The organism is Cognatitamlana onchidii (assembly GCF_004804355.1).
GTDB classification, from domain to species: domain Bacteria; phylum Bacteroidota; class Bacteroidia; order Flavobacteriales; family Flavobacteriaceae; genus Cognatitamlana; species Cognatitamlana onchidii.
This window is the reverse complement of the sequence record NZ_SRWZ01000001.1, coordinates 636,726-651,253: the sequence shown is the minus strand read 5'-3', so window position 1 is coordinate 651,253 and position 14,528 is coordinate 636,726. Positions and strand designations below refer to the sequence as shown.

Below are 14,528 nucleotides of genomic sequence, written 5' to 3'. Positions count from 1 at the left end.
CTTTATAGCCTTAATTAACTCTTACGTATTTTTCGGTAATGGTTCTATTAATTCCAGCTTCTTTTACGTGCTCAAGCCCCGATTGAATTAAGGTGTCTCCTTTTATACTAACGCTGAAAGAAAACATGTGATTTTTGAGCGATTCGACTTGGGTAAACTTTAATGTTTCATTATATGTGCTACCTTTTAAGCTGTATGTGCCAGCACCTCCATAAAAATGGTCACTGCCGTGATTTTCCTGATTGAAAAATGCAAAGTGGTCTTGATTAATAATTTTAATAAAGGTAGTATTGGAGAGGTTTTTAATTTTCACTGAATCATTTTCTACGGTTTCGGCATAAACCATTTTCCAAGTACCCTGAATGGCTTGTTTGTTCTCGTTGCACCCGAGAAGCCCTAAACATAGAAAAGATAGCATTAATGTTTTCATAGGCTGTTAAAAGTGATAACGCTTAAAGGCTTCAATAGCCGCATAATCTGCAAGTCCTAAATCGTTATATTTTTTGGCTGTTAGCCTGTTTCTATCCTCGGCTCTTACCCAAAATTCTCTAGAATCGCCTCCCTGAAACATGACCCCATCTTTTTGGGATTGATGATAAAAGATAGCATGCCGCTTCCTTAGCACTTGATCTGGACTCATAGGAACGGCCATTTCAATTTGATATGATTCCCATTCGTGCCATGCACCACGGTATAACCATACCCAGCAATCATTCATGTAAGCTTTCGGTTTTAATGCTTTAAGTGCTTCAAATAAGGCGTCAAGACATACTTTATGGGTGCCATGAGGATCGGCCAAATCACCTGCGGCATAAATTTGATGTGGTTTAATATCATCTATTAAAGCACACATAATTTCAATATCGGCTTCAGAAATATTGTTTTTCTTTATAGTTCCTGTTTCATAAAACGGCAGGTCTAAAAAGTGTACATTTTCGTCTTTTAACCCAAAGTATCTAGTGGCAGCCAATGATTCACTTCGTCTAATAAGCCCTTTTAGTTGTCTCACTTCAAGGGAGTCGATATCATTATCTGTTTTTATTTTTAGAAAGTTGATAATGCTTTGAGTGTCCTCGCAATCTGGGCAAAGCGACTGTGTGATTTCAGCAAACTTTAAAGCTTCTTCATCAGAAACGGCAATATTTCCTGAGGTTTGGTAGGCAACATGAACATCATGCCCTTGCTCTACAAGCCTATCGAAAGTACCTCCCATGGAAATAACATCGTCGTCTGGGTGTGGACTAAATATAATAATACGCTTTTTAGGGATGCTGGCGCGTTCAGGTCTATTAGAATCGTCGGCATTTGGTTTACCTCCAGGCCAGCCCGTAATAGTATGTTGGAGCCTGTTAAACATTTTAATGTTCAAATCGTAAGCGGTACCTTCTTCAGTAAGAAGACCAGACATACCATTATTATTATAATCTTTATCGGTTAATTTAAGTATGGACTTGTTTGTTAATTCGCTTAACCAAACCACCGCTTTAAGTTTTAAATCATCATTCCATACACAGTTGGTTACTAGCCATGGTGTTTTAACACGTGTTAACTCTGAAGCTGCTGCTTCATCAATTATAAAAGACGTGTTGTTATGGTTTTGAAGATAGGTAGCTGGAACTTCAGAGGTGATTTCGCCCTCAATGGTGTGTTTAAGAATTTCAGCTTTATTGCCTCCCCATCCTAATAGAACAATTCTATGAGCACTAAGCACGGTTCCAATACCCATAGTTATGGCTTTTCGAGGTACATTTTCTATGCCTAAAAAAGCAGGAGCAGCGTCAACACGTGTAATATGGTCTAAAGTAATACTTCTTGTTCCAGAATTATAATGAGACCCTGGTTCGTTAAAGCCAATATGTCCAGTTCTTCCTATGCCCAAAAGCTGAAAATCTAAGCCGCCAACAGCCTTGATTTTCATTTCATAATCAATACAATATTGGTAGAGGTTTTCAGAACTTACAGTTCCACTGGGAATGTTTATGTTTTCAGGGAGTATATCCACATGGTTAAACAAGTGCTCATGCATAAAGTAGAAGTAGCTCTGTATGTTTCCTTTTTCCATGGGGTAGTACTCATCAAGGTTAAAGGTTATTACGTTTGCAAAACTGAGTCCTTCTTCTTTGTGCATACGCACCAACTCTTCATAAACTTTTATTGGTGAAGATCCAGTAGCTAAGCCTAATACACATGGGTTGTTTTCTTTTTCTTTTTTTCTGATGAGTTCTGCTATTTCATGTGCAACAAGGACAGAAGCTTCTTTAGAGTCTTTGAAAATGATATTGTGTATTTTTTCAAAACGTGTTTCTTCAAAGGTTCCAGCTTTGGTGTATGCAATATTTTTTTGATTTGAAATTTTCACGGAAAACGTATTTTTCTATTAAAGGAATTTTGGTAAAAGCAAGCGGAAAATATTGTATCCTCCGCTTGCAAAACAACAAACTAAACTATTGACTAAATCAACTAACTAAACTTAAAAATTTGATGCGCCAGTGTCCCACCATAGTCTTGTGCCTCCTGTATCTGGACCACCTAAGAACCCTACAGCTTCTTCCACGTTTGCGCCATTAGTATTTCTTTCACTCTCTACGAAGTTTATTCTTCTAACTTGAATATCAGTATCTATGGTACCGCCGCTGTTATTAACCACCACAGGGAATAATCGCGGGTAACCAGTTCTCCTAAATTCACTCCAAGCTTCCTGGCCATCAGGGAACATAGCAATCCATTTTTGTGTTATGATTTGCTCTAACTTCTCTTCATTAGATCCAGCTTCATTAAAGGCAATTTTCACATCGCTTGCATAAGGGATATCGTTTACTGAATTAAGCGCATCCACAAAATCCGCAGGGGTACTTGAATTGTCTGCCAAATAATCTGCAACACCAGAAACACCATGTTGTGCAAAGGATGCTGTAACACCGGCTTCATAGTTGGTTTTAGCATCGCCAGCGCCAGCCCATCCTCTTAAAGCAGCTTCGGCTTTTAGGAAGTTTACTTCGGCAGCTGTCATCCAGGTTAAGGTTTCGCCATCAATAACACTACCAATGGATGCATGATCGCCATATTCGTTTTTAGCAGCAATATCAATACCCATTCGTATGCCTTTGTAATCGCCTGGTAGTGCGGTATCAGCAGAAGGGTTAAAGTAAGTTTCTATACGTCCATCGTCATATCCAGTTAGTATAGATTCCATTTCGGCACCCATTCTAATATCTCCCCAAGAACCACTTATAACAGTAATAGGGTGTGGGAAGCCTGTATTTATTACCATATCTGAATCAGTCATTAAACCTGCATCACTAGATAAAGCTAATTCGCCTTGCGTTTTAGCTAAAGAAGGGTCAACCTTAGAAACACGAATGGCTAAGCGCAGCCTTATGCTATTTGCAAATTGACGCCATAAAGCTATATCTCCGCCAAGATTAGACATGTCGAAAGGAATAAACTGTACATCGCCTTCGTAGGCTTCAAGCCCATCAATAGCGCTTGTTAAATCTTCAAAGAACGCTTTATAGGCTACATCCTGAGGGTCATATTCACCAGTGGTTGCAAAATCGTTGAATTTGGTATATCGAATTGGACCATAAATATCGGCTACACGATGCATACCTGTTACTTTAATGATGTTCGCCAAATGAACAAACTTTATACCATCAGGATCGCCACCTAGCTCCACAGCGTTTTTTACGTTTAGAGCTTGAGGCATAACGCTTCCGTAGGCATTATTCCACGGGAATGTATTCCAACCATCAACTAGTGCATAGGTTTGGTTGTTTACATTTCCTGCAAAAGGTGTAGGAGCTGTCATATATCCAGAAAATACATCGCCCATTAAACCTTGTTGAAGTTGGTAATTCCAAGCTGGAGTGACATTGAACACGTTTAAGAACATTGGCGGAAATTCGTTTCCAACATTGTTGTTCATTTGTGTTAAACTTTCCTCAGTAATCCCGTTAGGATCTGTATTTATCTTCTCAAAGTCGTCCGTACAACTGGCAAAGCCAATTAAAACTAATGACGCTAGTAAGTATTTATATATATTCATCATTTTCTTAGAAATTTACATTAATGTTTAATCCGATACTTCTTGTTGACGGTTGCCCATAAATGTCAACACCTTGTAAGCCTATACCAGTACTTGATGCGATATTAGGGTCGAAAGGCGCATCTTTGTAGAAAAAGAATAGATTATTAGCAATAAGCGATAGCTTGATTGATTCAAAGAATTCTCCTGGTTTTGGAATGGTGTATCCCACAGAAAACTCTCTTAAGCTCACATTAGTAGCACTATAAACATATTCGCCAAGTAAGCCAGCTCTACCACCAGTTTTTGTGTAATAATCTTGAGCTGTCATTTGAGCAGGAGTTCCGTCTGTTGTTACTACGTTTACAAAACCTCCATTAGTGTTTCTGGTGTTGGCTGATGCTTGAGAAACACCATAAAAGTCATTTACTGCTTCAGTAACACTTAATACATCACCTCCAAACTTACCGTCTACCAAGAAGTTGATGCTGAAGTTGTTGAAGTCAATAGTGTTGTTCCATCCTAAAGTAAAATCTGGTTGTGCATGAGCTACGGTTTCAAATTCTGTGGCTTCTATAGTTAAGTTACCAGACCCATCGTCGGTAACTATGGGTGTTCCATTTTCATCTCTTATTACAGAGCGAGCTCTAATACTTCCAAAGTCTTCACCTTCAATTAAAGAGTAACCGTAACCATTAACCCCCGGAGCTGTAAGTATGGCTTCTCCATTTTCTAAAGAAGGGTGCACAGATACCACTTTATTTTTGTTTTGGGCAAAGTTTAATGCGGTATTCCATTTTAAGTTGTCGTTTACTATTGGTTTTCCTGAAAGTACTAGTTCGATACCTTTGTTTGAAATTTCACCAGCATTAACAATGTTTTGAGTATACCCTTGGATGTTAGGCTGTGCGGCTATAAAGAATATTTGATTTTCTGTTGTAGAATCGTAATATGTTAAATCTATACCTAATCTATTATTCAGGAAACGCCATTCTGTTCCTATTTCAAAAGCTTTTTGTCTTTCTGGCTTAAGTGTTTCTCCTTCTCTTGGAGCAAAGGTTGCTTGATTTGCAGATCCAATGGTTCCTCCGGAATTGGTTGTTCCTATAGTTCTTAAAGGAACGGTTGCATAAACAGGGATGTCTTTACCAACTTCTGCATAAGACGCTCGTACTTTAGCAAAAGAGATGGACTCTCCCATATCAAAAGCTTCCGTTAAAATTCCTGTTAAACCTACAGAAGGGTAGAAGAATGAATTGGAATCTGTATTGACGAGCGTAGAAGACCAATCGGTTCTTCCTGTTATATCAAGAAATAGCATATTTTTATAGCCAACATTTGCAGCACCAAAAACCGATTGAACTTCACGGTTGGCAACCTGTTGTCTTATTCCATTTGATGATCTAAAATTAGCAATGGTAAATTCATTAGGGAACCTTAATCCTTCTGGACCAGAATCTAATTGAATTTGATCGCCAATTCTATATTTTGTTAAACTAGTACCTAGGGTTAGTCCGAAATCAAAATCTTCAGATAATTGTTTGTTATAAGTTCCAATTAAATCCAAATACTGTTGAGTGTTTTCCGTTTTTTCTAGAATATGGCGCCCTGTATCGGGTACAAACGTAGGGTCACTACCAGCAAACAACTTTTTCTCAAAAGTAAAGAATGATTTATCATAACTGCCTCTAGATTGTAATGCGAAATTATCATTGATTTGGTACTTAACACTAACGCTAGCTAGAACACGTTGCACTATGTCTTTACTTGGATTTCTATTAATTAACCAATACGGGTTTTGTTGAATATTTTCATCAAAAGAGGTTCTGTATTGATCCATCATGTTGGTCGCTGTATTGAAATATTCAAAGTTTTTGTAGTTGTTTAAATCAATTCCAACCGGATTCAAGTACAACCCTGTTAAAGGATTTGAGTATAAACCATTACCTGGTCTATTATGAATTCTTTGATCTGATAACGTAATGTTCGCAGATACTTGAATTTTTTCATCTAGAAAAAGCGCTGTTTCTCTCAGGTTGAAAACATTTCTATTTAAACTGTTTTCAGGCATTACTCCTGTAGCGTTTGTGTTTGCGTAAGAGAAGTAAGTTTGCGCTTTTTTGTTTCCAGCACTTAGAGATAAAGCATTAATAGCTGTAAAGCCTGTTTTAAAGAAATCATCTACTGTATTAGATAATCCACTTGCTGCAGGTCCCCATGACTTTGGGTCTGCGACTTCTCCATTTTCAGCAATAGGTTGCCCTACAGATAATGATTGATATTGTGTTTGTAATTTTGGTAAAGAAATTACATTATCAACTGTCATAGTTGTATTGAAGTTTACTTTAATTTTTCCTTCTTTACCACTTTTAGTATTTATTAAAATAACACCATTAGCACCTTGACTACCATATAAGGCAGCTGCCGAAGCTCCTTTTAATATGGTCATGCTTTCAACATCATCAGGGTTAATTAAAGAGGTAATGTCTCCACCATCTCTATTTCCTGTTTGACTTCCAAAAACATTGGTTCCTGGAGTTTCTCCATTTTGACCATTACCATTGTTTAGCATTGGTATACCATCAATAACGTATAATGGATCATTGTTAGTTGTTGAAGAATTACCCCTTAAAACTACCTTTGTAGCACCGCCAGCACCGGAGGAACTTCTGGTAATAGTAAGACCAGCCGATTTTCCTGATAAACTATTAATAGGATTAACCTGTTTTACTTTGGTTAAATCATCTCCTTTTACATCCTGGGCAGAATAAGTCAATGTTTTTCGTTCTTTCTTAATCCCTAAAGCTGTAACAACAACCTCGTTAAGTTGCTCGGCGTCTTCTTCTAATTGGGCATTAATAACATTGGAATCTCCAACAGTTATTTGTACGGAAGTCATACCCAAAAATGAGAAATTTAGAACATCGCCAACATTAGCCGTTAGCGAATAATTCCCATCAAAGTCTGTTTGAGCTCCGTTAGAGGTTCCTTGTACTGTTACATTAACTCCAGGAAGCGGTATGCCATCTACTTTTGAAGTTACTGTTCCTGTTATTTCTTTCTCTTGCCCTACGGCTATTTGAACCGCGAATAGTAGAAATGAAACTAAGAAAAGTCTTTGTAAGTTTTGTTTCATAATTTGATTATTTTGTTTTTTTAGTTGAGCCAAACTATTTATTATAAAAATTGTTTTAAAAAAAATTATATCAACGACATCAATTTGCACACAGACAACAATGATTATTCGATAAGTGATTTTGGCTTAACAAACAAACAGTGATTTTATTGCTAATTAATGAATATATCACTAAAATTGTTGAATATTAATCAAGTTTTCGTAATAAAATCTGTTAAAATTTAATAATTATTTCGCCATTAAGTAAAAGAATACCAATCACCATTCCAATCAAATATCACGTCATATTTTGGTTGAGTTATTTCTTCTTCAATTTTGTGAGATGGGGGAGTTATTTTGACGATTATTGGTATTCATTGAAATCAAACTTAGTGGAGTTTCCTATACATATTGTTATTGTTTACATTAATATTTATTACTTAATACCAAAATTTATACTCAGAAAAAAATACTTAAACTATATACTGTCATTGGCGTTTATGTTAGCCATGGTGTATTTGGTAAGAACAGGGCTTAATTACCTTTTGGTAACCAAAGAAATTTGGCCAGAGGCTGAGGATCCTGCTAAATTCTTAGAGTTAAATCATATCATAGCCGTAATTTTAGGAGAACTTTATGTAATAGGATTTGTAATGGCCATTAAACTAGTTATAGACTGGTCTATAGAGAAAAAGAGGAATGAAGATTTAGCAAAGTTACAAATGAGTACGGAGCTTAAGTTTTTAAGAACCCAAATACAACCTCATTTTTTCTTTAATACTCTTAATAATTTGTATGCTTTAACACTTCAGAAATCGGATAATGCACCACGATTGGTCATAAAATTATCCGATATGATGCAATATATTTTGTACGAAGTAAAGAGTTCTAAGGCTAGTTTACTAGAAGAAATAAATCACATTAATAATTTTATTGATATTGAACGGCTGCGCTTTAAAGACAAGGTAGAATCTGAAATGGATATTACGGGTGATATTGAAGACATAGAAGTGCCGCCACTCCTGCTTTTGTCGTTTATAGAGAATTGTTTCAAGCATGGTATGCGGGGTAATGAAAAGCTTAAGATACACATGAGCTTTGAAGTGCTGAATAAAGAATATTTGGAGGTTTTAATTTCCAATAATTTCAACCCTAATATGGCGAGGCTAGAAGATAAAGGTATTGGTAATGAAAATGCTAAAAGACGATTAAAATTGTTGTTTGCAAGTAACTTTGTTTTGGATTCTAAAGTAGAAGGTGATGTGTATAAACTGTATTTAAAAATTCCTATTTGATGAAAATTAAATGTATAATAATTGATGATGAGCCCTTGGCTATCAATGTAATTGAAGATCATTTAAAGAATTTTGATCACGTTGAAATTGTTGAAACTTTTAACAACCCCTTAAAAGCCTATCGGGCATTAGAACAGGAAAAAATTGATGTAATTTTTCTAGATATTAACATGCCTCAAATGACGGGGTTCACATTTATAGACAACTTAAGCTACAAACCCTTAATAGTTATTACAACAGCCTACAGAGAATATGCTGTAAAAAGCTTCGAGCTCAATATTTTAGATTATCTAGTGAAGCCTATTCCATTTAATAGATTTTTAAAGACCGTAAACAAAATTTATCAGCAGGTTTATGTAAATGCTTCTACGGCTGATACAGGTTTACAGCAAGAACCTCATATTTTTTTAAAGGTAAACAAGAAGCTTATTAAAATTAACCTGAACGATATACTTTATATAGAAAGTCTCAAAGATTATATAAAAGTGATTACAAGTTTAGGGGATTATGTAGTTCATAAATCCTTGTCTGCAATTACCGAAGAATTACCGCAGTCTAATTTTATGCGAATACATCGTTCTTATACTGTTTCTATAAATAAAATAAGTGCTTTAGAGGGAAATACTGTAGAGATTTCTGGGCGAAAAATACCTATAGGTAGAAACTATACCAAGCAAGCCAAAGAGCGCATTTTTAATATTAATGACGATAAAGAAAATTAACACTAATAAGCATATAAAAAAGTATCATGTCTAACAACCAATCAAATACCCCAAATTCTAATAACACCTTAGTTCCTATCTTAATTATTGCAGGTCTGTTTTTCATTTTTGGTTTTGTAACCTGGATTAACGGTGCCTTAATTCCATTCATGAAAACCATTAATGAACTTAGCGATGCGCAATCATATCTTGTGGCATCGGCATCGTATATTTCATTTGTAGTTATGGCTTTACCAGCCTCCTATATTATTAACAAAATAGGATATAAGAAAGGTATGTCTTTAGGGTTATTAATAATGGCTTTAGGGGCATTAATTTTTATTCCTGCTGCAAATGCAAGAACTTACTGGATGTTTTTAACCGCTATATTTATTCAAGGGGCAGGGATGACTTTATTACAAACAGCTTCAAACCCATACATCACCATTTTAGGTCCTTTAGAAAGTGCTGCTAAACGTATTGCTATAATGGGAATTGCTAATAAAGTAGCAGGAGCCTTAGGCTCTGTCATATTTGGAGCTATTCTATTATCTGGTATAGATGAAATAAAAGAAAAATTAGGCACTGTTAGCGTCACTGAAAAGGCAGATTTATTGAATACTATGGCCGACAGTGTGGTGACGCCCTACATAGCCATGGCTGTTGTATTAGTACTTTTAGGTGTGTTGATTAGAAAGGCACCATTGCCGCATGTAGAAGCTAAACCTATTGAAGCTACCGAAGATGGCGAAAAGACAAAATCGAGCATCTTTCAATTTCCTCATTTATGGTTAGGTGTTTTAGCACTTTTTGTTTACGTTGGTGTAGAAGTAATAGCAGGAGATACGATCATTTCTTACGGTATCTCTCTGAATATTCCAGCTAGCGAAGCCAAGTTTTTTACCTTGTTTACCCTTATGGCAATGGTGGGTACCTATGCTTTAGGTGTTTTTTTAATTCCCAAATATATAAGTCAATCATTTGCTCTTAAATTGAGTGCCATACTTGGTGTTGCTTTGTCTTTCTGTATTGTATTTACTACAGGCTTTACTTCTGTGTTGTTTGTGGCTTCACTAGGGATTGCCAATGCATTGGTATGGCCGGCTATCTGGCCTTTAGCACTTAATGGTTTAGGTAAATTCACCAAAACTGCATCAGCCCTGCTTATTATGGCTATTTCTGGAGGCGCCATTATACCGCCTTTATACGGCGCAATCGTTGATGCTCAAAAAGAGCAACTCCTCAATGAAGGTTTGCAAGAATTATCAGCAACAGCAGAGGCAGCGTCTTTTGGATATTGGATTTTATTACCCTGCTACATCATTATTCTTTATTATGCATTTTATGGTCATAAAGTTGGCTTGAAAAAAGATTAATTACCCATGGCAAAACGTCAAAGAATTGCTTCTGTGGATATTCTAAGGGGTATGACCATAGTGGCTATGATTTTGGTGAACACCCCTGGAGATTGGAATTATGTATATGCTCCGCTGTTACATGCTGAATGGCATGGGCTTACTCCAACCGACTTAGTGTTTCCGTTTTTTCTATTTCTTGTTGGGGTTTCAATTTACTTTGCCTACAAGAACAAAAACACGTCTGCTATGGTTTATAAAAAAGTGGTAATACGCAGTGTTAAGCTAATAGTATTGGGGTTGTTTCTTAATTGGTTTACTATTGATTTTCCTTTTATTGTAGAACTAAGTACAGCACGAATACCTGGAGTGTTGCAAAGAATAGGTATTGTTTTTTTGATTACCTCTATACTTTACCTTAATGGTAGCTGGAAAGTGCTACTTGGGGTTTCAATAAGTCTACTCATAGGTTATTGGTTATTTTTAGGTTTTGTTCCTTTTCCTCACTCCAATGGAGCGCTCCCCTCATTTGATAGGGTGGAAACCAACTGGGTAACCTATTTAGATAGGTGTTTATTAGGCAGCCATATGTGGCGGTCAGATTATGATCCTGAAGGTGTTTTTAGTACACTGCCTGCGGTAGTAAGTTGTTTAATTGGTGTTTTGGTGGGCAGATTACTGGACATGTCAAAAGAATTAGTGCCTTTAGTCTTTACTGGGTTTGCCATGTTATTGATAGGGTATGCTTTTAGTACAGTATTTCCAATAAATAAAGCCCTTTGGAGTAGTAGTTTTGTTCTAGTATCAAGTGGATGGGGCGTATTATTTTTATCTGGAATTTATTATTTGGTAGATATTAGGCAAGTACAGTTTGGTACGCTATTTAAATATATAGGGATGAATGCAATTACCCTCTATTTTTTATCAATCTTCATAAATAAGGTCATGTACCTTGTGCAAATAAATAAAGAACAGAGTCTACATGACTGGGTGTTTAGGAGCGTTTTTGTTAATCCTTATTTTAGTTTAGAATTCTCATCATTTCTTTACGCTTTTTGTGTGGTGTGTTTTTACGCGCTTTTAGCTTATGTAATGGCTAAAAGAAAAATTTTTATAAAAATTTAAAACATTAACTTATTGAAATTATGTGACTTGATTTTTTTATGTAACAAATGTTACATAACAGTTTATTTACATATTGTAATTATGCATCTCTAAATTCTTACTTAGGATTAGAGATATTAATAGCTAATGAAGCGCTTACATTATGTAGGCGCTTTTTTAGTTAATAAAGGTTTCAAAGCTTAAATGTAGGGTTGCTTGGAGAGCAAGTAGTAGCTAGCTTGTTACTAAAACTCTTTTTTACCAAATTCACTATCAATGAATTTTGATTTGTTTTTAGTATTCCTGAATGTATAAGATAGGTTTAACATAACCATGTCGACCTCGTAAACATAGTTGGTAGTGGTGAAAAATTCGTTAGGTTCAGAGGTTGTAATGCGCTGTTCATTGGTGTTCAATAGCCCCATATCTATATGTTGCCATTGTAAAGTTGCCACAATACGGTTGTCTAAAAAGCTCTTTTTAAAACTTAAATTTGGAGAGTAAAATCTCGAATCTTCACCTTGAGCAGTTTTTCTTTCTGATAAGTAGTTAAAGGTGAACTGAAGTGTCGCGGTATCGCTAAAATTATAGTTGCTGTTTAAGTTTAAAGAGTATTGCGTAGCGTTTCCTTTAACAGGTTTTTCATTATAAACACCATCAAGCTTAAAATTATAGATGTTTGCTCCAAAGAAATTACTCCAATCTTCGGTAAAATTAATATTTAATCCTAAATCGAGCCCTAAAGATTGACCTGTTCCCACGTTCGAATAAATTCTGTCTAAAACTACGTTGTCAAACCTAGGATCGTTCGGATCAATAGGAGGACCGTCATATATTTGATTGACTCTATTAACTAAGTTTTCAACATGCTTAAAATAAGCTGTCGCAAAAAAGGAGTTGTTTTTTCCGAGTTTTTTCGTCATCCCCAGTTCTACCAGATCTGTAAACTCTGGCAAGAGGTTTTTGTCGCCTTGTTCTAAGGTCTCAGAGTGCTCTCTTTCTCTAAACGGATTTAATTTAAAAGCTGAAGGCCTATCCACTCGTTTGCTGTAGGCTGTTTTAAGAGTTGTAGTTTCGTTTATTGCATATTGAAGTTGTCCAGAAGGAAAAAGTTTTTCGTAGCAATAATTTAGTGTTTCTGATGTCGTCCCTGCTTTATCGGCAAGCATTAACTCCCTATCAAGTATTTCTAAGCGAAGACCTGCAGCGTACTCCCATTTATCTTTAGCACCGCTTAATTGAATGTACCCCGAGTGAATGTTCCTATTTAAATCAATATCACTAGAAAATAAATCCACACGCTCAAAATCATCATCATAGTCATACCGTCTTCCATAAAAGAAATCACCTCTATTATTAAGCGATCTAAATTGATAACCCGTTTCTAAAGTACCAAACGACATGGGTTTTAGTACATAGTCAACCTGAGCTCGATAACCATTTAGAGGATTATCGTTGGTGTTATATTCATCTTGAATAAGGTTTTCTGTGTCTGGATAGTTTAAGTTTCTATTGGTTGTAGGCCCTCCTAATTGGGTGTATTCGTATAGTATAGATCCAGAAAGTTGGGAGCTGTTCTTGAATGTATGTTTGTAATCCAAGCTTCCAAGTATGAAGTCGCCTTTACGAATTCTTAGGTTTTCGTTAAAATAGGTAAGTTCAAATAGTTTGTTATCTGGATCCCCAACAGGATAGGCTTGATTGTTATATAGAATATCTGCTGTTCTTGCTTTATCACGTTTTCCAGCGTAGAATCCTAAAGAAAATTCGTTATTATCATCGGGCAAAAAGTCTACGGTAAACCTTCCAGAGTAGTTTTCTTCATCAAAACTGCGTTCGCCATCAGAAGGGAATTCTGTGTAAATGCCATCAACAATGGTGTAGACAAAGCCTTCTCGCCTACCACTAATATCCTTTCTTTGGTAACTGGCGCCTAAAGAAATGTTCCACTTATCCTTTTTAATGTTGTAAATGCCGTCAATACCATATCTATGGGTTGGCTCTTTATTATCATAATCTTCGATAGAAGGGAAGCCAAGATTAGTATTTATTTGAGCAAAACTTCCATTAATAGCACCTTTCTTGGTAATAATGTTTAATAAGCCAGACTGTCCTTCGGGGTCATATTTTGCCGAAGGTGCTGTAATCATCTCAACGCGCTGTATAGCGTTTGCAGGTATTTGATTTAAAAAATCGGACGGGCTTCCCTGTATTGGCTTGCCGTTAATTAAAAGAACAAAACCATCATCGCCCCTTACATTAATCGCTCCTTGACTATTAATACTTACTGATGGTAAATTACTTATTACATCGGTGGCAGAGCCGCCTTGAGTATTTTGAAAAGCTTTAGCGTTGAATACTTGTCGGTCAATTTTATTAATAACTGTAGATGTCTTGGCATTTATTACAACCTCATTAAGTTCATCGTTATTAATGGTTAAAAATATATTACCAAGGTCTACAGGAGTGTTTTTTTTAGCAACAATTATAGAAGACAAAGTTTTGCTATGGTAGCCTAAAAAAGAGGCTTCAAGATAATAGGTCCCCTTGTTTATATCTTCCATCTTAAAACTGCCATCTTTTAAAGTAATCACTCCCGAAATTAAAGATTTATCTGAGGATTTATAAAGCGCTACCGTAGCATACTCTAATGGCTGATTTGAATTTTCTTCGAGTATTTTGCCAATAATTTGTGCATGACCAGTAAGTGATACCAAACAAAGGGATAATACTAAAGCTTTGATAGATTTCATTGTAATTACAAATTAAAGGTGTTATCGATAGTCCTAAGCAAATGTAAGCCGACAAATGTATTTGTTTTTTTATAAGTTAGATTAGATATAGAACTATTTTATTTGTTAATAATTGATTTTAGGTCTTATTTATCACCGAAGAAATATTTTTTTAGGGAACTACTTATTTTGTAACTTGCCT

General features: G+C 35.8%; 9 protein-coding genes. 4 read left to right on the top strand and 5 right to left on the bottom strand.

What is annotated here, in order from left to right:
* Positions 1–10: 10 nt before the first annotated feature.
* The 4 genes from E5D58_RS03005 to E5D58_RS02990 all read right to left on the bottom strand — a co-directional run bounded on the left by E5D58_RS03005 (position 11) and on the right by E5D58_RS02990 (position 7,160).
* Positions 11–430 (bottom strand): hypothetical protein, encoded by a 420-nt coding sequence (locus E5D58_RS03005; RefSeq protein ID WP_136480334.1) that lies wholly within the window; start codon positions 428–430, stop codon positions 11–13.
* Between the two features lie 6 nt (positions 431–436).
* A complete protein-coding gene (gene nagB / locus E5D58_RS03000; RefSeq protein ID WP_136480333.1) occupies positions 437–2,359 on the bottom strand; it encodes a glucosamine-6-phosphate deaminase in 1,923 nt (640 codons plus the stop codon).
* 111 nt (positions 2,360–2,470) lie between these two features.
* A complete protein-coding gene (locus tag E5D58_RS02995) occupies positions 2,471–4,048 on the bottom strand; it encodes a RagB/SusD family nutrient uptake outer membrane protein (RefSeq protein WP_136480332.1) in 1,578 nt (525 codons plus the stop codon).
* A 4-nt stretch (positions 4,049–4,052) separates the two neighbouring features.
* Entirely contained in the window at positions 4,053–7,160 is a 3,108-nt protein-coding gene (locus E5D58_RS02990; protein ID WP_136480331.1) for a SusC/RagA family TonB-linked outer membrane protein, read from the bottom strand.
* Positions 7,161–7,639: 479 nt separating this feature from the next.
* Between E5D58_RS02990 and E5D58_RS02985 the strand changes: the two genes are divergently transcribed.
* The 4 genes from E5D58_RS02985 to E5D58_RS02970 are packed head-to-tail and all read left to right on the top strand — an operon-like array spanning position 7,640 to position 11,615.
* Positions 7,640–8,434 (top strand): sensor histidine kinase, encoded by a 795-nt coding sequence (locus E5D58_RS02985; protein WP_235835829.1) that lies wholly within the window; start codon positions 7,640–7,642, stop codon positions 8,432–8,434.
* Positions 8,434–9,156: a LytR/AlgR family response regulator transcription factor gene (locus E5D58_RS02980; protein ID WP_136480329.1), complete on the top strand. Its 723-nt coding sequence runs from the start codon at positions 8,434–8,436 to the stop codon at positions 9,154–9,156. Before E5D58_RS02985 ends, E5D58_RS02980 begins: the two co-directional genes overlap by 1 nt.
* Before the next feature lie 26 nt (positions 9,157–9,182).
* Positions 9,183–10,511: a sugar MFS transporter gene (locus E5D58_RS02975; protein WP_136480328.1), complete on the top strand. Its 1,329-nt coding sequence runs from the start codon at positions 9,183–9,185 to the stop codon at positions 10,509–10,511.
* Between the two features lie 6 nt (positions 10,512–10,517).
* On the top strand, positions 10,518–11,615 hold the full coding sequence (locus E5D58_RS02970; RefSeq protein WP_136480327.1) for an acyltransferase family protein: 1,098 nt from the start codon (positions 10,518–10,520) through the stop codon (positions 11,613–11,615).
* Between the two features lie 224 nt (positions 11,616–11,839).
* Here E5D58_RS02970 and E5D58_RS02965 read toward each other — a convergent pair whose 3' ends face one another.
* Positions 11,840–14,347 (bottom strand): outer membrane beta-barrel protein, encoded by a 2,508-nt coding sequence (locus E5D58_RS02965; protein ID WP_136480326.1) that lies wholly within the window; start codon positions 14,345–14,347, stop codon positions 11,840–11,842.
* Between the last annotated feature and the right edge of the window lie 181 nt (positions 14,348–14,528).